The sequence below is a fragment of the Ferrimonas aestuarii genome (assembly GCF_005116665.1).
Lineage (GTDB): Bacteria > Pseudomonadota > Gammaproteobacteria > Enterobacterales > Shewanellaceae > Ferrimonas > Ferrimonas aestuarii.
In genome coordinates this window covers 21,500-40,384 of sequence record NZ_SWCJ01000008.1, presented here as the reverse complement: position 1 = coordinate 40,384, position 18,885 = coordinate 21,500, and the positions used below count along the sequence as shown (strand labels likewise).

Sequence of the window (18,885 nt, the reverse complement as noted above, 5' to 3'; positions counted from 1 at the left end):
AAGAGACTGCCATGACGGATGAAAACCAAGCACTAAAAAAAGCAGGCCTAAAAGTTACTCTGCCTCGAGTTAAGATTTTGCAATTGCTGCAATGCCCAGGCAACCAGCACATTGCGGCAGAAGACCTTTATAAGCTTCTGTTGGATCAAGGAGAAGAGATTGGCTTGGCCACAGTGTACCGTGTACTAAACCAATTCGATGATGCGGGTATTGTTACTCGTCACCACTTCGAAAGCGGCAAAGCGGTTTTCGAACTGGCTTCTCAGCACCACCACGATCACCTCGTTTGCCTAGACTGTGGCAAAGTGATCGAATTCAGTGACGAAACCATCGAGTCGCGTCAGAACGAAATTGCCACCAAACACGGCATTAAGCTGACCAACCACAGCTTGTACCTCTACGGGGTGAGCGTCGACGGTAAATGCGACCACTAAACTAAGGCAGAGGCCAGCTACTTTGCGCCTCTAACCATTGGTTGCCAGTCCCTTAGATACAAAAAACGGAAGCCAAGGCTTCCGTTTTTTAATGGGTCAACGCTAAGGTTTAGCCTGAGATTTTCGCCCAAGTATCCCGCAGTCCAACGGTACGGTTGAAGACCAAGTTGTCTTCACGACTGTCTTCGCTATCTGCACAGAAGTAACCGATACGCTCAAACTGGAACGCCTTCTCTGCTGCCGCTTTGCCTAGGCTTGGCTCAACGAAACCATGCTGAACGGTCAGTGACTCAGGGTTGATTACCGACTCAAAGTCCTCAGCCGCCCCTGGGTTTTCCACGGTGAACAGACGATCGTAGAGACGGAACTCCGCAGGCATCGCCGTATTTGCGGCCACCCAGTGAATAACGCCCTTTGGTTTAACGCCGTCGGCAGGGTCCACACCCAGAGTGTCCAAATCAACGGAGCAGTAGATGGTGGTTACCTTGCCGCTCTCGTCTTTCTCAACGCGCTCAGCAAATACCACGTAGCCGCCACGTAGACGAACCTTCTTACCTAATACAAGACGCTTGAACTTCTTGTTGGCTTCTTCACGGAAATCTTCCGCTTCGATCCAAATTTCACGGCCAAATGGCACTTCGCGAGTGCCCATGGATTCATCCGATGGATGGTTAGCCACCGTCAAAATCTCAGTTTTGTCTTCTGGGTAGTTTTCCAGCACCAGTTTTACCGGATCCAGCACAGCCATGGCACGAGGGGCGTTGCTGTTCAAGTCATCACGGATGCAGGACTCCAGGGAACCCATCTCAATGGTGTTCTCCTGCTTAGTCACACCGATGCGCTTACAGAACTCGCGAATGGAAGCGGGAGTGTAACCACGGCGGCGCATGCCGGATACGGTCGGCATACGAGGATCGTTCCAACCATTTACCAAATTGTTGGTCACCAACTGGTTCAGTTTACGCTTGGACATCACGGTGTATTCCAGATTCAAGCGGCTGAACTCGTACTGACGTGGCTGACAATCGATGGTGATGTTCTCAAGCACCCAATCGTACAGACGACGGTTGTCTTGGAACTCCAGCGTACAGATCGAGTGAGTAATCCCTTCCAGCGCATCGGAGATGCAGTGGGTGAAGTCGTACATCGGGTAGATGCACCACTTATCACCGGTCTGGTGGTGGTGAGCAAACTTAACGCGGTACAGAACCGGATCACGCATCACCATGAAAGAGGATGCCATGTCGATCTTGGCACGCAGGCAGACAGAACCCTCTTTAAATTCACCAGCGCGCATCTTTTCAAACAGCGCAAGGTTCTCTTCAACGGGGCGATCTCGGTATGGGCTTGGCTTACCCGGTGCGGTCAGGGTGCCGCGATACTCGCGAATCTCCTCTGGGCTCAGTTCATCCACATAAGCCAGACCTTTGATGATCAGCTCAATGGCGTACTGATACAGGGTATCGAAGTAATCGGAAGAGTAATGAATGTCACCATCCCACTCAAACCCAAGCCATTGCACGTCCTGCTTAATGGACTCAACGTACTCCACGTCCTCTTTCTCAGGGTTGGTGTCATCAAAACGCAGATTACACTTGCCCTGATAATCCTGAGCGATGCCAAAGTTCAAACAGATGGACTTGGCGTGGCCGATATGCAGGTAACCGTTTGGCTCAGGTGGGAAGCGCGTGTGCACCTCAGAGTGCTTACCCGAGGCCAGATCGGCATCGATAATATTGCGAATAAAGTTGCTTGGACGAACGTCGTTGTCCGGCTGGGTCATGGGTGCCCTCGACTAACTTCAAAAAAAACCTATAAGCAGACTATGATCCACTATCACAGGGAGGTGAGCAAGCCCCAATCACTTCATCAGTGGTCACTTTTTTAGCAAATGGTACCTTCAGCAACATTCCTTACTTAGGTTTGTTGTGGGCCAACCCTTTGTGGCAGTCGATGCAGGTGCGGCCCATCTTTTCAATGCGCTTATGCATTGCCGCCGCTTTCTTCGATTGGGCATCAAAGTCCATGCGCTCCACGTCATGACAGTGGCGACATTCGCGCGAGTCGGTAGCTTTCATTTTGGCCCACACACGCTCTGCGAGCTCTTTGCGCTTAGACTCAAATTCCGCTTTGTCTTCATAAGGGTTAAACACCTGATGACTCACGTGAGACAACGCGCTGGTGCCTTTCACCCATACTTTTTGGAAAAACGGCTTAGGGATATGACAATCGTGGCAGCCGACAACCATGCCTGAAGCTGACTTAAAATGGCTCTTCTCTTTCCACTCCTCTGCCACCCACGCGGAGGGGGATTCATGACAGGAGGTACAGAACGCATCGGTACTGGTGACCTCCATCGACACATTGAAGCCAATGGTACCGAGCACACCCAGTCCTAAAAACACCAAACCGCCAATGGGGATACCCAAACGCCATTTGGATTTCGGAACCTGCCACATAGACCTTCTCCTCATAAAAAAGGCAGCCTCATGGCTGCCTTGATGTAATGAAGCTAGTCAAAAGTGACCGATTTAGCCACTTACTCCTTAATGGCGATCGGAATGTCACCTACACCTTGGTTGACTTTGCGGCCAGCACGGCGCAAGTAAAGCACCCCAAACACCATGATGGTGACGATGATGCCGATGTGGAACAGGGAGTGCCCTGGAGCCACCGCAAGTTGCGATAGCTGATAAAACAGCGTCGCCACGCAGTATGCCAGCACAAAGGTGTACACTGCACAGAACGCAGTCCAGCGGCCGCCAAACTCGCCAGCCATAGCACCCAGTACCGCAGCGCACGGAGTATACATTAGGATAAACAGCAGGTAGGCAAAGGCCGCAGCCTGAGTACCAAAGTTGGCTTGCAAATTGGTCAGAGTTGCGGCTTCAAAGCCAAACTCGTCTCCCATGGAATCCACGTCGTGGGAATCGCCAATATTCAGTCCCAGAGGATCGTCCCATGCGATACCAAACATATTCTCAGGAATGGTCGCCAAGCCGTCATTGAGTGCGCCCAGTAAGCTAAACTCACCGCCCTCTTCCGCTGCACCTTGGCTATACAAGCTGTTCAGGGTTCCCACTACCGCTTCTTTGGCAAAGATACCGGTGATCACCCCCACCGTAGCCTGCCAGTTGTCGTCTTTTACTCCCATAGGGCCAAATACCGGAGTCACAACTTGAGAGGCTGCAGAAAGCACCGACTTCTCACTGTCTTGGTTGCCAAAACTGCCGTCAGTACCCAATGAGTTGAACACACTTAGGATGGTTACCACCACCACAATGGTCTTACCAGCGCCAAGCACAAACTGCTTAGTTCGCTGCCATGTACGACGGCAGATGGCACCAACAGATGGCATCTCATAATCGGGCAGCTCCATGAAGCCTTGAGAAGCGTTTCCTGGCAGTAGGGTATAGCGAAGCAGCAGCCCCGTCAGAATCGCAGCAACAATGCCGATGAGATACAGCAGAAATACCAGGTTTTGGCCGTTGTCGGGAAAGAACGCCGCCACAAACAGAGCGTATACCGGTAACCGAGCGCCACATGACATAAACGGCGCCATCATGGCTGTCACGATGCGCTCACGGCGGGTATCCAAGGTCCGAGTGGCGGTGATCGCTGGCACGTTACAGCCAAAGCCCACAATCAGTGGAACGAAGGCTTTGCCTGGCAAACCAATTTTCTGCATCACCCCTTCAATCACAAAGCCGGCACGGGCTAGGTAACCGGAGATCTCAAGGATACTCAGGGCGATGTATAGGAACGCCACCACAGGAATAAAGGTCGCCACCGTCTGAATGCCCGCGCCGACGCCGTCAGACAAGATCACGGTCATCCACTCTGGGGCACCCACAGCGCCCATCACCTCGGCGACGCCGTCCACGAAGATGCCACCGGCAACGATATCGAAGAAATCGATGAAGGACGCACCCACGTTAATGGCGAACATGAAGGTTAGATACATCATGCCAAGGAAGATTGGCACGCCAGTCCAAGGACTTAGCGCATAGTGATCAAGCTTTTCTGTCACTGAGTTAAGCAGGGTCGGCTTGGTAACCACCTCATTGACCAGATCGCCAATCTGCTGATAACGCCCCTCAGCCAGCAGTTCTGCGGGGTTATGGCCATCAGCAATCAGTCTATTGTAGATCTGCTTTGCTTCATCATCTTCATGAGCCAGCAGTCGGCTGATGGCTTTGGCGCGGCCACTTCCCAAAGATGCCAGCGCTTGCTCGATGGAATCGTCCAATGGCATCGACAGATGGGGAGTGGTTTTGCTTTCTGACAGCTGCTCCAATGCCCCAACTACCTTAGTGATGTCATCACTCGCCTTAGCGGAGATCATCATCACTTCGCAGCCCAGCTTGGCTTTCAACGCGTCGATATCAATGGCAATACCGCGATGCTCAATAACATCACCTTTGTTCAGCACCAGCAGCATGGGAATACCCAGCTCACACAGCTGAGTCGTCAGATAGAGGTTGCGCTCCAGCTGGGATGCATCAACTACGTTCAGCAACAGGTCAATGTCATCATTTAGCAACACATCTCGGCTAATCTTTTCATCGATAAAGCCTTCAGCCCCAGAGGCTTCAAGATCATACAGGCCAGGAAGGTCAACGAGCTCGACCTCGGCATTAGCCATGGTGAGATGACCAACTTTCTTATCGACGGTCACACCAGCCCAGTTGCCGACGGTGGCATTGTTGTTGGTCAGTGCATTAAATAGCGTGGATTTGCCCGAATTAGGGTTACCCACGGCAACGCAGCGAATCGTTTTAGCCATGGTTATACCTCGATCTGAATCTGAGCGGCTAGCTTATTGTTCAGGCACAGATTCGCACCGCGAACCTGAAGTTGAACCGCTCCGCCTAGTGGTGCACTGCGCACCATGGTGATCTTGCTCCCACGGGTGAAGCCCAGCGCCATTAAGCGACGCTTCAACGCCAAAGGCAAAGAGTCGTCACCCAGTTGGGTTACGCAGCCACTCTGACCTTGCCCTAAATCCAACACAACCATGTTTGAAACCTGAACTAAATAGTAATTACTTTCATTTGCAGTAAGTATACATAGATGAACCGAAAAATCCTTGATCAAACTCTGCGTTTCTTGCAAAGAAAGACGAAAACCTAAGCATCTGCACCCTATAAAGCAAAGATAATCCAGCACCTTTTGATGATTTCGAACTCAATTCGGTTATTGATGTGGCAGTGTGCGCCAAAATCGACAAATTCCCCCAAAAAGCGCAATTGTCCAATTTAAGAGGCAAAGGGGTGAATACAGAAAAATGTGATCGCCGTCACCGTGGTGAAAAACCGAACATGGCGGGCTTCCAAGTTTTGACGCTATTAACATTTCGACATCATTGGCGTGATCTGCGTCACGCATCTGATTCACCGACTGACTATAATGCCGCCTCTTTTTTGCCCCTAGGGTATCTCCTTTTACTTTGAGGACATCATGTCACAAAAGATTGCTAACCCAGCCCCATTAGGTTTGATGGGCTTCGGTATGACCACCATTTTGCTAAACATCCACAACGCCGGTTACTTTCCTATCGACAGTATGATTTTGGCTATGGGCATCTTCTTTGGTGGCATCGCTCAGATCATGGCTGGCATCATGGAATACCGTAACGGCAATACCTTTGGTACTACTGCCTTTACCTCCTACGGCTCGTTCTGGCTGACTCTGGTGGCTCTGATTGTGATGCCTAACATGGGCATTGGCGTGAATGGTAGCTCAGCCCACTTCATGGGTTGGTATCTGGGTCTTTGGGGTCTATTCACTCTGTTTATGTTCATCGCCACCCTAGCGAACTACCCCCGTGTTAAGCAGTTTATCTTCGGTAGCTTGACGGTTCTATTCTTCCTGTTGGCCGCCCGTGACTTCACCGGCAGCGAGCTTATCGGCACCATCGCCGGTTTTGAAGGGATCATCTGTGGTGCCAGTGCCATCTACCTGGCCATGGCCACCATCATCAACGGCGAATACGGCCGCACCGTTATGCCAATTGGTGAACTGAAGAAATAACTTCAGTCCATAAAAAACGGGCCCTGTTACCAGAGCCCGTTTCCCCTATCGGCCAGTGAGTGAGCACTGACCTTTGATAGCCGATTACCAGCCAGTTACTTCACGCAGTGCGCTGCCGATGTCAGCCAGTGAACGTACGGTACGAACGCCCGCATCTTCCAGAGCAGCAAACTTCTCGTCTGCAGTTCCCTTACCACCGGCAATAATGGCACCAGCGTGGCCCATGCGCTTACCTGGAGGCGCAGTAACACCGGCGATGTAGGAAACCACAGGCTTGGTTACGTTAGCCTTGATGTAGGCCGCCGCTTCCTCTTCTGCAGTACCACCAATCTCACCAATCATCACAATCGCTTCGGTGCCAGGATCTTTCTCAAACATCTCCAGAACGTCGATGAAGTTAGAACCTGGAATTGGGTCACCACCAATACCAACGCAGGTAGACTGACCAAAACCTTCGTCAGTGGTCTGCTTAACCGCTTCGTAGGTCAAAGTGCCGGAACGAGATACGATGCCCACTTTACCTGGCTTGTGGATGTGGCCTGGCATAATGCCGATTTTGCACTCACCTGGGGTGATAACGCCTGGGCAGTTAGGGCCGATCATGCGAACGCCCGCTTGATCCAGCTTCACTTTTACTTCAAGCATGTCCAGAGTCGGGATGCCTTCGGTGATGGTGACGATAAGCTCAATGCCCGCATCGATGGCTTCCAAGATGGCATCTTTACAGAAAGGTGCTGGAACGTAGATAACGGTAGCAGTAGCGCCAGTGGCCTCTACCGCTTCCCGTACGGTGTTAAATACCGGCAAACCTAGGTGCTCGGTGCCGCCTTTACCAGGAGACACACCACCGACCATCTGAGTACCGTAAGCGATGGCTTGCTCAGAGTGGAAAGTTCCCTGACCACCGGTGAAACCTTGGCAGATTACCTTGGTATCTTTATTGATTAAAACGCTCATTACTGACCCTCCGCAGCTCGTACAACTTGCTGCGCGGCGTCGGTCAGACTGGTAGCAGCAATAATATTCAGACCCGACTCAGCCAGACGCTGCTGACCCAGTTCGGCGTTGTTACCCTCTAGGCGAACCACAACAGGAACCTTAACGCCTACCTCTTCTACTGCGCCGATAACGCCGTCTGCGATAAGATCACAACGGACGATGCCGCCGAAGATGTTCACCAGAACCGCTTTAACGTTGTCGTCGGACAGGATGATCTTAAAGGCTTCGGTAACACGCTCTTTGGTAGCGCCGCCGCCCACATCCAGGAAGTTAGCTGGCTGGCCGCCGTGCAGATTCACGATGTCCATGGTACCCATGGCCAAACCGGCGCCGTTTACCATGCAGCCGATGTTGCCATCTAGAGCCACGTAGTTCAGCTCCCACTGAGCTGCGTGCGCTTCACGAGCGTCTTCCTGAGATGGATCGTGCATCTCGCGAACGCTGGCCTGACGGTACAGAGCGTTAGAGTCGATGTTGATCTTGCCATCTAGGCAGTGCAGGTTGCCCTGATCGGTGATAACCAGCGGGTTGATCTCCAGCAGTGCGAAGTCCATGTCGATGAACATCTGGCCCAGACCCAAGAAGATCTTGGTGAACTGTTTGATCTGGTCGCCTTTCAGGCCCAGTTTGAACGCCAACTCACGACCTTGGTACGCCTGAGGGCCAACCAGTGGATCGATAGCGGCTTTGTGGATCAGCTCTGGGGTCTCTTCCGCAACCTTTTCAATCTCAACGCCACCCTCGGTAGACGCCATGAATACGATGCGCTGAGTGCCACGGTCAACAACCGCGCCCAGGTACAGCTCCTGATCGATGTCGGTGCAAGACTCAACCAAAATCTTAGTGACAGGCTGACCGTTGGCATCAGTCTGGTAGGTCACCAGATTTTTGCCTAACCAGCTCTGGGCGAACTCGCGAATCTCATCTTTGCTGCTAGCTAGCTTAACGCCACCAGCTTTACCACGGCCACCGGCGTGAACTTGACACTTAACAACCCACTTATCGCCACCAATTTTATCAGCGGCTTCAGCGGCCTCTTGCGGGGTGCTACAGGCGTAGCCTTCGGAAACTGGCAGACCGTACTCAGCGAACAGCTGCTTAGCTTGATACTCATGCAGATTCATATGTTCTATCCATATAACTTCTTATAATCCGGCCAGAAATCCTGACCGGGCATGGGGGGTTGGCCGTTCTTAAAAACGGCCCCGTTTAATTAGATATCCAACAACAGACGCGTTGGATCTTCCAATAGCTCTTTGATGGTAACCAGGAAGCCTACGGATTCCTTACCATCGATAACTCGGTGGTCATAAGAGAGCGCCAGATACATCATCGGCAGAATCTCGACCTTGCCATCTACCGCCATTGGGCGGTCTTTGATGGCGTGCATGCCCAAGATGGCACTTTGAGGTGGGTTGATGATTGGGGTAGACATCAGGCTGCCGAATACACCACCGTTGGTGATGGTGAAGTTGCCGCCGGTCAGCTCTTCCACGGTCAACTTGCCGTCACGGCCTTTGATCGCTAAGTCTTTAATGCCCTTTTCGATCTCAGCTACCGACAGCTTATCTGCGTCACGCAAAACTGGGGTTACCAGACCACGAGGGGTGGAAACCGCAATGCTGATGTCGAAGTAGTTGTGGTACACCATGTCATCGCCATCCAACGAGGCGTTCACCTGTGGGTAGCGCTTCAACGCTTCCACAACCGCTTTAACATAGAAGGACATAAAGCCTAAGCGGATGCCGTGACGCTTCTCGAAGATGTCTTGATACTGCTTGCGCAGCTCCATGATCGGCTTCATGTTGACCTCGTTAAAGGTGGTCAGCATGGCGGTGGAGTTCTTCGCTTCCAGCAAACGCTCGGCGATGCGCTTACGCAGGCGAGTCATAGGAACACGCTTGTCGGTACGACCAGACAGCTCAACCGCTGGGGCCGCTTCCTGAGCCGCTGGAGCGGCAGGCTTGGCTTTCAGGAAGGCTTCCACGTCTTCCTTGCTGATGCGACCACCAACACCGGTGCCCTTGATCTGGCTGGCATCCAAGTTATGCTCAGCAATCAGGCGACGAACTGAAGGGCTCAGGCTGTCGTTGCTCTCATCTTGTGCTTCGGCAACCGGAGCTTCAGATTTGGCTTCCGCCTCCTCTTTGCTCACTTCCGCACCTGGTGCCACGCCGGCTTTGAACAGGCCAATCACCTGCTCACCCAGAACGGTATCGCCTTCGCCGTGGGTGATTTCAGTCATCACACCATCTTCTGGTGCAGGCACTTCCAGTACCACTTTGTCGGTCTCAATGTCGACCAAGATCTGGTCGCGGCTAACACTATCGCCTGGCTGAACGTGCCAAGTGGCGATGGAGGCATCGGCAACGGACTCTGGCAGTACGGGAACCTTAATTTCGATGCTCATAGGTAAACTTTCCTTGTGCAATTATTCTTCAATATTCAGGGCGGCATTCACCAGCGCCTGTTGTTGTTTGTTATGTAATGACGGGTAACCCACCGCTGGGGCGGCCGATGCTTGACGCCCGGCGTAAGTGAGGGTGGCCCGTTTTGGAATCGCCTGCCAGAAGTGGTGCTGGCTTGAGTACCACGCGCCCTGGTTTTGCGGCTCTTCCTGACACCATACGAAGTCGGTCACATGCTGATACTGTTCCAAAATCGCTTCCATCTCTGGGTGCGGGAATGGGTACAGCTGCTCGACTCGAATGATGGCAACGTTAGTAAGCTCTTCACGGCGACGCTTCTCAAGTAGGTCAAAGTAGACTTTACCTGAGCAGAACACCACGCGGTCAACCTTGGTAGGATCCAGCTCGTCGATCTCAGCGATTACGTTCTGGAAGGTGCCTTCAGCCAGCTCTTCCAAGCTGCTTACCGCCAATGGGTGGCGCAGCAAAGACTTCGGCGACATGACCACCAGAGGACGGCGCATCGGACGAATGCTCTGACGGCGAATCATGTGATACACCTGAGCCGGCGTCGATGGCACGCACACCTGCATGTTGTGGTCGGCGCACATCTGTAGGAAACGCTCCAGACGCGCGGAGGAGTGCTCAGGGCCCTGACCTTCATAGCCGTGTGGCAGCAACATGGTTAGGCCACACAGGCGGCCCCACTTCTGCTCACCTGAGCTTAGGAACTGGTCAATCACCACCTGAGCGCCGTTGGCGAAGTCACCAAACTGGGCTTCCCACATGGTCAAGGTGGCTGGCTCTGCCGTGGCATAGCCATATTCAAAGGCCAGTACCGCCTCTTCAGACAGCACCGAGTCATAAATTTCAATCGGCGCTTGGTCGTCACTCAGGTGGCGCAGCGGCATGTAAGCGCTGGCATCGTTCTGATTGTGCAGCACCGCATGACGGTGGAAGAAGGTGCCTCGGCCAGAGTCTTGACCGGTCAAGCGGATGCGAGTGCCGCTCTCCAGCAAGGTGGCGTAGGCTAAGGTTTCCGCCATGCCCCAGTCCAACAGCTTTTCACCATTGGCCATTGCCTTGCGGTCGGTGTAGATCTTGTTCACTCGAGACTGCAGCTTATGACCTTCTGGCAGATCGCACAGGGTGTTACCCAGCTCGGTCAATTTGGCCATCGGAATGGTGGACTCGTAGTCACAATCCCAGTTGTGGCCCAAGAACGGACGCCAGTCGACAGAGTGTTGCTCCATCACTCGCCATTCAGGAACCACGCACTCACCGTGATCCAGCTGGTCACGATAGCCGTTCACCATTTCGGTTACGTCGCTATCCGCCATCACCTTGGCGTCAACCAGACGGTCGGCGTAGATCTTACGCGGCGTTGGGTGCTTCTTAATTTTTTGGTACATCAGCGGCTGAGTCGCATTAGGCTCATCCGCTTCGTTGTGACCGTGACGGCGATAACAGATAAGGTCGATCACCACATCGCGGCCAAATTCGTAACGGTAGTCCACCGCCAGCTGAGACACGAACGCCACCGCTTCTGGGTCATCGGCATTAACGTGGAAAATCGGCGCCTGAACCATCTTGGCGATGTCGGTGCAATACTCAGTTGAGCGGGTATCTTCCTGATTAGAGGTAGTAAAGCCCACTTGGTTATTGACCACGATGCGTACGCTACCGCCAACACTGAAGCCACGGGTCTTGGACATGTTGAAGGTTTCTTGCACCACACCCTGACCGGCAATGGCCGAATCACCATGAATGGTAATTGGCATCACCTTCTGGCCGTTTTCGCAGCCTAGGCGATCCATACGAGCACGAACTGAGCCCATGACCACTGGGTTTACAATCTCAAGGTGAGAAGGGTTAAACGCCAGCGCCAGGTGGACGTTGCCAGATGGGGTTGCGAAATCAGAAGAGAAGCCCTGGTGGTATTTCACGTCACCACTGCCCAGCCCTTCGTCGTGCTTACCGGCAAACTCATCGAACAGATCCGCAGGCTTCTTACCGAGGATGTTAACCAATACGTTCAGTCGGCCACGGTGCGCCATGCCGACCACCACCTCTTTGGTGCCGTGGTCGCCAGCGCGGTAGATAAGCTCACGCATCATTGGAATCAGCGCATCGCCCCCTTCAAGGGAGAAACGCTTGGCACCTGGGAATTTGGCCCCCAGATATTTTTCCATCCCTTCGGCGGCGTTTAGGCCGGAAAGGATGCGCTTTTTATGCTCGTCATCAAAGCTGGCTTTACCCGCCACCGGCTCAAGACGCTGCTGAATCCAGCGTTTCTCTTCGGTGTCGGTAATGTGCATGTACTCGGCGCCGATGGAGCCACAGTAAGTCGATTGCAGGGTTTTAAGCAGGCTCGACAGCTTCATGGTGTCTGAGCCGTATGCGAAGGAGCCAGTATTGAACTCGCGCTCCATATCGCCTTCGGTCAGGCCGTGAAACTCTGGGGTCAGCTCAACCACAGGAAGGCGTTTCCACAAACCCAGAGGATCTAGGTTAGCGGCCTGATGGCCACGGAAACGGTAGGCGTTAATCAACTGCAGTACTTTAACCTGTTTTGCGGTCAGGTCTGGGTCTACTGCGGTTTTCACGGAGCTGGTCTGCTCCATGGCTACCTGTCGGAAATAATCTTGAATGCGGCGATGATTCGCTTCTTCAGCCTGTCCATTGGCAGGTAGGGTATCGAAGATGTCCCGCCACTGCAGCGAAATCGCATCTGGATTTTCCAGATAGCTCTCGTACAGCTCTTCGATATAGCTTGCATTGGCACCGGCTAGATGGGAACTGTCCAGCCACTCTTGCAATGAGCCTTGTTGCATGTGTATTCCTTTATAAACCAAGCTTGGCTTGCGCCGTTTTACGGCAATCTTATTGTTTGTGCCACTGGCTTTTAGTCGAAGATGGGACAAGCTGTGGCTAAGCAATCATACAAAAAGGTCACCGCCTTGGCAGCACAAGAGGTGACCTGTTACTTCATATGCTTCGATAAGCAAAATCGTACAAGGTTAAACAGCCCGCTGCAGCAGCATTGACTTGATGTGGCCAATGGCTTTGGTTGGGTTCAATCCCTTAGGGCAAACGTTAACGCAGTTCATGATGCCGTGGCAGCGGAATACGCTGAAGGCGTCATCCAGTTCCGCCAAACGCTCATCGGTAGCCGTATCACGGCTGTCCACCAAGAAGCGGTAGGCGTGCAGCAAGCCACTTGGGCCCACAAACTTATCTGGGTTCCACCAGAACGATGGACACGCGGTGGAGCAGCAAGCACACATAATGCACTCATACAGACCATCCAGCTTGGCGCGCTCTTCTGGTGATTGCAGGTTTTCACGGCCAGGGTTCTTACCATCGTTGATAAGGTAAGGCTTGACCTTTTCATACTGTTTGTAGAACTGAGTCAGGTCCACAACCAGATCTCGCACAACCGGCATACCAGGCAGTGGACGAATGGTCAGCTTCTTGCCTTTAAACGCCGAGATTGGCGTGATGCAGGCTAGGCCGTTTTTGCCGTTCATGTTCAAACCGTCGGAGCCACATACCCCTTCACGGCAAGAGCGGCGGAATGCCAAAGTTGGATCCTGCTCTTTAAGCATCAACAACACGTCCAGCACCATCACGTCTGAGCCCTCAGGAAGGTTCAGGGTGTAGTCCTGCATCTTAGGCTTTACGTCTACGTCCGGGTTGTAGCGATAGACCGATACTTGCAAATTCATGTCTCGCTCTCCTTAGTAGGTACGCTTCTTCGGCGGGAAGGCTTCACGCAGCTTAGGTGTCATGTTCACCTCACGCTTGCTCATCTCACCGTTCAGCGGGTTGTAGATGGTGTGGCACAGCCAGTTGGCATCGTCACGCTCAAGGTAATCTTCACGTGAGTGCGCGCCACGGCTTTCGGTACGGTAGTTAGCCGCTTCCGCCGTTGCGATGGCGGTCTCCATCAGGTTGTCCAGCTCCAAACACTCGATGCGGTTGGTGTTGAACGCCTTAGAGCGGTCATCCAGCTTGGCGTTCTGCAAACGCGCCTTGATGGCTTTAAGCTCTTTCAGACCTTCTGCCATGGAGTCGCCCTGACGGAATACTGAGAAGTTCATCTGCATACACTGCTGCAGATCTTTGCGGATCTGCGCAGGGTCTTCGCCATTCTCATTGTTTTCCCAGCGGTTCAGGCGAGCCAAAGAAGCTTGAATGTCCTCTTCGGTGGCATCCTTTTGTTCTGGCTGAGCATCCAACGTTGCGCCAAGGTGCTTACCTGCTGCGCGGCCGAAGACCACCAGATCCAGCAGCGAGTTACCACCCAAACGGTTGGCACCGTGCACCGATACGCAGGCGATTTCGCCCACTGCCAGAAGACCATGTACTGGGTTTTCTTCGGCATCGATTACCTGACCATTTACGTTGGTCGGTACGCCGCCCATCATGTAGTGACAGGTTGGGATAACGGGGATTGGCTCTTTTACAGGGTCGACGTGAGCGAAGGTACGAGACAGCTCACAGATGCCCGGCAGGCGAGATTCCAACACCTCTTCGCCCAGGTGATCCAGCTTCAGCTTGGCGTGAGGGCCCCATGGACCATCGCAGCCGCGACCTTCGCGGATTTCGGTCATGATGGAGCGTGCTACTACGTCACGGCCAGCCAAGTCTTTCGCATTCGGGGCATAACGCTCCATGAAGCGCTCGCCGTCTTTGTTTAGCAGGTAGCCGCCTTCACCACGACAGCCTTCGGTAACCAGTACCCCAGCGCCAGCGATGCCGGTTGGGTGGAACTGCCACATTTCCATGTCTTGCACTGGCACTCCAGCACGCAGCGCCATACCAACTCCGTCACCGGTATTGATGTGGGCGTTGGTAGTAGAGGCGTAGATACGACCTGCACCGCCAGTGGCCAGTACAGTGGCCTTGGCTTTGAAATAAACAATTTCGCCGGTTTCGATGTCGATGGCGGTAGCACCCACTACGGCGCCATCTTCATTTTTAACTAAGTCGAGGGCGTACCACTCAGAGTACACCTCAGTTTTGTTCTTAACGTTTTGCTGATACAGGCAGTGCAGCAACGCGTGGCCGGTACGGTCAGCGGCGGCGGCGGTACGAGCGGCCTGCTCACCACCGAAGTTCTTCGACTGGCCGCCAAATGGGCGCTGATATACCTTGCCGTTTTCAAAACGGCTGAACGGCAAGCCCATGTTTTCCATCTCAATGATGGCTTCCGGGCCGGTCTTACACATGTATTCGATGGCGTCTTGGTCACCGATGTAATCGGAGCCTTTTACGGTATCGTACATGTGCCATTCCCAGTTATCGTCGTGGGCATTGCCCAGCGCTACGGTGATGCCACCTTGAGCGGACACCGTATGGGAACGGGTTGGGAACACTTTAGAAAGCAGCGCACAGGTCTTGCCTTCTTGAGAAATCTGCAGTGCCGCGCGCATGCCTGCGCCACCAGCACCAATAACAATTGCGTCAAATTCGCGAACTGGAATACTCACTTACACACCCCACAGAATCACAATACCTGTGGCCAAATAGGCCAGCAGTACAACATTGATGGCAAACAAGCTAAACGCTCTCAGTCGAGGCGGCTTGATGTAGTCGGTTGCCACCTGCCACAAACCAATCCACCCGTGAATTAGTACGCTAAACAGCGCCAAAAGGGTGAAAACTTTTGTGATGATGCTTCCGAAGAACTCTTGCCAAAGCGTGAAGGTAAGATCTGGCGTCATAACCAGATAGCCCACCAGATAGAGTGTGTATGCCAGCAGTACCAAGGCACTGGCGCGAATCAAAACGAAATCTTGAACGCCGCTGCGTCCAAAACTGGCTGCGTTATTTACCATACCCAAACTCCCGCCAATACTGAGACTACGATGGTGATGGCAAAGCTGATCTTCGCAGACGCGTTACCGGAATCCATCTCTTCGAAGTGCCCCATATCTTGAATAAGATGGCGAACACCAACGATGGCGTGGTAGGCCAGTGCAGTTAGCAGTCCCCAGATGACGAACTTCACGATAAAGAGGTCAAAGTAGGACTTAACGGCATTAAAGCCTTGCTCGGATGACAGGGAAGTTGCCAGTAGCCACATTAAGATGGCAATACCAACAAAGGTTATGACGCCACTGACACGATGCAAAATCGATGCAATCGCCGTAGCGGGGAATTGGATCTGGCTTAGATCCAAGTAGACAGGTCTTTGCTTATTCACAGCTGCTCACTCAGCTCCATTGAGCAATTATTGTTATATCCACCGAAAGGCGGCTTTTTTCACCTTTCCTAGGTAGGCATTTCAACCGAAATAGGCAATAACATAGCCGAGTGTAATTAGAAGGTGGTCCCTTAAAAAACTCACCGCTTACTGCCTCTTTCCAGCGGCCCGACGCCAGTATACATATCGCTGATTTTGATTACAAACATCACATTTTCTGGAATAACGAGATTTTTCGCACACGGCAATCTGTTAAATCAATCAATAGAAAAAGTCTATAAATTCGGCGCTTTAGAGAGAAACCTCCGACCAGACGATTGCTTTTTGTGATTCAGCTCTCGTAAACTAGGAGCCAACGTTATGGATAGATAACAATAATGTAGTAAGGAGAACGCAGTATGGCTGACACTAAAGCCACGCTTCATGTACAGGGTCAATCCGAGATTGAACTTCCGGTTCACTCCGGTTCAGCAGGTCACGATGTTATCGACATCAGTAGCCTCGGGAAGGAAGGATTCTTCACATTCGACCCTGGTTTTATGGCCACCGCCTCCTGTGAATCAGAAATCACTTTCATCGATGGCGGTAAAGGTGTGCTATTGCACCGCGGTTACCCAATTGACCAGCTGGCCACTCGTTCAAGCTATGTAGAGGTTTGCTACCTTCTGCTGTTTGGAGAGCTTCCAAACAAAGCTCAGCTGGAAAAATTCTCAAGCACCATTCGTAACCACACCATGGTTCACGAGCAGATCTCCACCTTCTTTAAGGGTTTCCGTCGCGATGCCCACCCAATGGCGATTCTGTGTGGTGTTGTTGGTGCCCTGTCCGCTTTCTACCACGATTCGCTGGACGTAAACGACCCACTGCACCGTGAGATCTGTGCATTCCGCCTGATCTCCAAAATGCCGACACTGGCAGCCATGGCCTACAAATACAACTTAGGCCAACCGTTCGTTTACCCTCGCAACGACCTCTCTTATGCAGGTAACTTCCTGCACATGATGTTCTCTGTGCCTTGTGAAGAGTACAAAGTGAACCCGGTCATCGAGAAAGCGATGGATCGCATCTTCATTTTGCACGCGGACCACGAGCAGAACGCGTCCACTTCCACCGTGCGTTTGGCTGGCTCTTCTGGTGCCAACCCATTCGCCTGTATCTCAGCGGGCGTGGCGTCACTGTGGGGTCCTGCCCACGGCGGAGCGAACGAAGCCTGTCTGGAAATGCTGGCCGAAATCGGCAGCGTGGATCGCATTCCTGAGTTCATTGCCAAAGCCAAAGACAAGAACGATCCGTTCCGTCTGATGGGCTTCGGTCACCGGGTGTACAAGAACTTCGACCCTCGCGCGACTGTAATGCGCGAAACCTGTCACGAAGTGCTGAAAGAGCTGAACATTCAAGATCCGCTGCTGGACGTGGCCATGGAACTTGAGCGCATCGCTCTGGAAGATGAGTACTTTGTTGAGAAGAAGCTCTACCCGAACGTCGACTTCTACTCAGGTATCATCATGAAGGCCATCGGCATTCCTACCTCCATGTTCACCGTGATTTTCGCCCTGTCTCGTACGGTTGGCTGGATTGCTCACTGGCAGGAGATGTTGGGTCAGCCTGGTCACAAGATTGGTCGTCCTCGCCAGCTTTACACCGGTAAAACTCGCCGTGACTACCTCAACGTTAGCGACCGTAAATAATCGCTATTTACGCTAACGATTAAACCAAGCCCTAACTCCGGTTAGGGCTTTTTGTTTTTAGGCGCCATCAAGCCGGATAGCTGATTAAGCCCTCTTTCTCAGCGGTCTTTTTCAAAAGCTGTACCATCTTACGGCACCGCTGCGACAGATACGGCTGGGAAGCGTAGATAAGGGTGGTCTTTAGATCGCTAAAGCGATGATCGGTCAACAGTGGCTTTAATATGCCCTCTTCAAATCCACGTTTTAACATTACCGTTGGCAACATGGCGATACCTTTGCCATCTCGGGCAAGATTACGTAACAGGTGAAGATCTTCGCTATAAACGAAGTAATTAAAGCTCTCAGGCAACTGCATTTTACTATAACGGCTGCCTAACAGCTTATGATGACGCAGATCATCGAGGCAGTGCGGCTCACCAAATCGGTTCACATACTCCACACTCGCTACCATGGCACAAGGAAGCTCAAGAAAATATTGCTGAACCAGATCATCATCCACCGCTTGTGAGTATACTGGCAACACTTGGATGTCGGTATTAGTCCGGCGTAGATCAATGGGTTGTTTTTGATGCTCCACCTCCACCGCGACCTTAGGGTAGAGGCTGGTGTAGTGTTCAATAACGTCGGTAAAAAATTCGGTGACCCCCAATACCGGAGGGATGGCAATGCGCAATGTGCCTTTGGGTTCTCGATTTTGCTCCTCAAGTACCGTCATCACCTCTTCGAGTACCGTCAGATGAGAGTTGGTTTGCTCATACAGCCACCGGCCTTGCTCCGTAAGCTCGATGGTATGGGTGGTTCGAATCAGTAGTTGATAGCCTAATTTTCGCTCCAACTCCTGCAAGCGCCGACTCACTTTTGAGCGTTGCATGCCCCCGGCTTTGGCCGCTGCACTGATGCCCTTGTACCGTACTACCTGACAAAAAACCTGCAGATCATCCAAATTCGGCATGGTCATGGTGTCCTGTTTTTAGCTCATCTACCGCTCATATTAGCCCCTACCATGCCCCCATAGACACCCCTAGAATAGAGCAAAAGTTCTATTTGTGAATCAACTCATATCTCATTGAGATTGTTTCTCTTTTAAGCCGTAATTTGACCATTGGAAGAGG

The 18,885-nt window shown here is 52.4% G+C and carries 16 protein-coding genes; 3 read left to right on the top strand and 13 right to left on the bottom strand.

Features of this window, described 5'->3' with window-relative positions; genetic code table 11:
• Positions 1–11 precede the first annotated feature (11 nt).
• The gene (gene fur / locus FCL42_RS11865; RefSeq protein WP_136863636.1) at positions 12–434 is read left to right on the top strand and encodes a ferric iron uptake transcriptional regulator; all 423 of its coding nucleotides are present in this window, start codon (positions 12–14) and stop codon (positions 432–434) included.
• Between the two features lie 109 nt (positions 435–543).
• On the opposite strand, the gene glnS is transcribed toward fur, so the two are convergent.
• The 4 genes from glnS to FCL42_RS11845 form a co-directional block, all read right to left on the bottom strand.
• The gene (gene glnS, locus FCL42_RS11860; protein ID WP_136863635.1) at positions 544–2,217 is read right to left on the bottom strand and encodes a glutamine--tRNA ligase; all 1,674 of its coding nucleotides are present in this window, start codon (positions 2,215–2,217) and stop codon (positions 544–546) included.
• Between the two features lie 130 nt (positions 2,218–2,347).
• Positions 2,348–2,893: a NapC/NirT family cytochrome c gene (locus FCL42_RS11855; RefSeq protein WP_229359852.1), complete on the bottom strand. Its 546-nt coding sequence runs from the start codon at positions 2,891–2,893 to the stop codon at positions 2,348–2,350.
• 80 nt (positions 2,894–2,973) lie between these two features.
• Entirely contained in the window at positions 2,974–5,220 is a 2,247-nt protein-coding gene (gene feoB / locus FCL42_RS11850; protein WP_136863633.1) for a Fe(2+) transporter permease subunit FeoB, read from the bottom strand.
• A 2-nt stretch (positions 5,221–5,222) separates the two neighbouring features.
• Complete coding sequence (locus FCL42_RS11845; protein WP_136863632.1) at positions 5,223–5,453, bottom strand: FeoA family protein; 231 nt, start codon at positions 5,451–5,453, stop codon at positions 5,223–5,225.
• A gap of 441 nt (positions 5,454–5,894) precedes the next feature.
• Between FCL42_RS11845 and FCL42_RS11840 the strand changes: the two genes are divergently transcribed.
• Positions 5,895–6,467, top strand: coding sequence for an acetate uptake transporter (locus FCL42_RS11840; RefSeq protein WP_136863631.1), 573 nt, complete (start codon positions 5,895–5,897; stop codon positions 6,465–6,467).
• A gap of 84 nt (positions 6,468–6,551) precedes the next feature.
• Here FCL42_RS11840 and sucD read toward each other — a convergent pair whose 3' ends face one another.
• From sucD to sdhC, 8 genes are all read right to left on the bottom strand, one after another.
• A complete protein-coding gene (gene sucD / locus FCL42_RS11835; RefSeq protein ID WP_136863630.1) occupies positions 6,552–7,424 on the bottom strand; it encodes a succinate--CoA ligase subunit alpha in 873 nt (290 codons plus the stop codon).
• Entirely contained in the window at positions 7,424–8,590 is a 1,167-nt protein-coding gene (sucC, locus tag FCL42_RS11830) for an ADP-forming succinate--CoA ligase subunit beta (protein WP_136863629.1), read from the bottom strand. Before sucC ends, sucD begins: the two co-directional genes overlap by 1 nt.
• An 89-nt stretch (positions 8,591–8,679) precedes the next feature.
• Complete coding sequence (gene odhB / locus FCL42_RS11825) at positions 8,680–9,876, bottom strand: 2-oxoglutarate dehydrogenase complex dihydrolipoyllysine-residue succinyltransferase (RefSeq protein WP_136863628.1); 1,197 nt, start codon at positions 9,874–9,876, stop codon at positions 8,680–8,682.
• Positions 9,877–9,897: 21 nt separating this feature from the next.
• Positions 9,898–12,708 carry a 2-oxoglutarate dehydrogenase E1 component gene (gene sucA, locus FCL42_RS11820; protein WP_136863627.1) on the bottom strand — a complete coding sequence of 937 codons (2,811 nt, stop codon included), beginning with the start codon at positions 12,706–12,708 and terminating at the stop codon, positions 9,898–9,900.
• 186 nt (positions 12,709–12,894) lie between these two features.
• A complete protein-coding gene (locus tag FCL42_RS11815) occupies positions 12,895–13,602 on the bottom strand; it encodes a succinate dehydrogenase iron-sulfur subunit (RefSeq protein ID WP_136863626.1) in 708 nt (235 codons plus the stop codon).
• Positions 13,603–13,614: 12 nt separating this feature from the next.
• Complete coding sequence (gene sdhA, locus FCL42_RS11810; protein ID WP_136863625.1) at positions 13,615–15,369, bottom strand: succinate dehydrogenase flavoprotein subunit; 1,755 nt, start codon at positions 15,367–15,369, stop codon at positions 13,615–13,617.
• Positions 15,370–15,717 carry a succinate dehydrogenase, hydrophobic membrane anchor protein gene (gene sdhD, locus FCL42_RS11805; protein WP_136863624.1) on the bottom strand — a complete coding sequence of 116 codons (348 nt, stop codon included), beginning with the start codon at positions 15,715–15,717 and terminating at the stop codon, positions 15,370–15,372.
• Positions 15,711–16,085: a succinate dehydrogenase cytochrome b556 subunit gene (gene sdhC, locus FCL42_RS11800; RefSeq protein ID WP_136863623.1), complete on the bottom strand. Its 375-nt coding sequence runs from the start codon at positions 16,083–16,085 to the stop codon at positions 15,711–15,713. The genes sdhD and sdhC overlap by 7 nt, the downstream gene beginning before the upstream one ends.
• Before the next feature lie 398 nt (positions 16,086–16,483).
• Here sdhC and FCL42_RS11795 point away from each other — a divergent pair, with 398 nt between their 5' ends.
• On the top strand, positions 16,484–17,773 hold the full coding sequence (locus FCL42_RS11795; RefSeq protein WP_136863622.1) for a citrate synthase: 1,290 nt from the start codon (positions 16,484–16,486) through the stop codon (positions 17,771–17,773).
• Between the two features lie 67 nt (positions 17,774–17,840).
• On the opposite strand, the gene FCL42_RS11790 is transcribed toward FCL42_RS11795, so the two are convergent.
• Positions 17,841–18,725: a LysR family transcriptional regulator gene (locus tag FCL42_RS11790; RefSeq protein ID WP_136863621.1), complete on the bottom strand. Its 885-nt coding sequence runs from the start codon at positions 18,723–18,725 to the stop codon at positions 17,841–17,843.
• Between the last annotated feature and the right edge of the window lie 160 nt (positions 18,726–18,885).

Coding starts and splice junctions, on each gene's coding strand:
- fur (WP_136863636.1), top strand. CDS start 12: ATGACGGATGAAAACCAAGCACTAAAAAAAGCAGGCCTAAAAGTTACT.
- glnS (WP_136863635.1), bottom strand. CDS start 2,217: ATGACCCAGCCGGACAACGACGTTCGTCCAAGCAACTTTATTCGCAAT.
- FCL42_RS11855 (WP_229359852.1), bottom strand. CDS start 2,893: ATGTGGCAGGTTCCGAAATCCAAATGGCGTTTGGGTATCCCCATTGGC.
- feoB (WP_136863633.1), bottom strand. CDS start 5,220: ATGGCTAAAACGATTCGCTGCGTTGCCGTGGGTAACCCTAATTCGGGC.
- FCL42_RS11845 (WP_136863632.1), bottom strand. CDS start 5,453: ATGGTTGTGTTGGATTTAGGGCAAGGTCAGAGTGGCTGCGTAACCCAA.
- FCL42_RS11840 (WP_136863631.1), top strand. CDS start 5,895: ATGTCACAAAAGATTGCTAACCCAGCCCCATTAGGTTTGATGGGCTTC.
- sucD (WP_136863630.1), bottom strand. CDS start 7,424: ATGAGCGTTTTAATCAATAAAGATACCAAGGTAATCTGCCAAGGTTTC.
- sucC (WP_136863629.1), bottom strand. CDS start 8,590: ATGAATCTGCATGAGTATCAAGCTAAGCAGCTGTTCGCTGAGTACGGT.
- odhB (WP_136863628.1), bottom strand. CDS start 9,876: ATGAGCATCGAAATTAAGGTTCCCGTACTGCCAGAGTCCGTTGCCGAT.
- sucA (WP_136863627.1), bottom strand. CDS start 12,708: ATGCAACAAGGCTCATTGCAAGAGTGGCTGGACAGTTCCCATCTAGCC.
- FCL42_RS11815 (WP_136863626.1), bottom strand. CDS start 13,602: ATGAATTTGCAAGTATCGGTCTATCGCTACAACCCGGACGTAGACGTA.
- sdhD (WP_136863624.1), bottom strand. CDS start 15,717: ATGGTAAATAACGCAGCCAGTTTTGGACGCAGCGGCGTTCAAGATTTC.
- FCL42_RS11795 (WP_136863622.1), top strand. CDS start 16,484: ATGGCTGACACTAAAGCCACGCTTCATGTACAGGGTCAATCCGAGATT.
- FCL42_RS11790 (WP_136863621.1), bottom strand. CDS start 18,725: ATGCCGAATTTGGATGATCTGCAGGTTTTTTGTCAGGTAGTACGGTAC.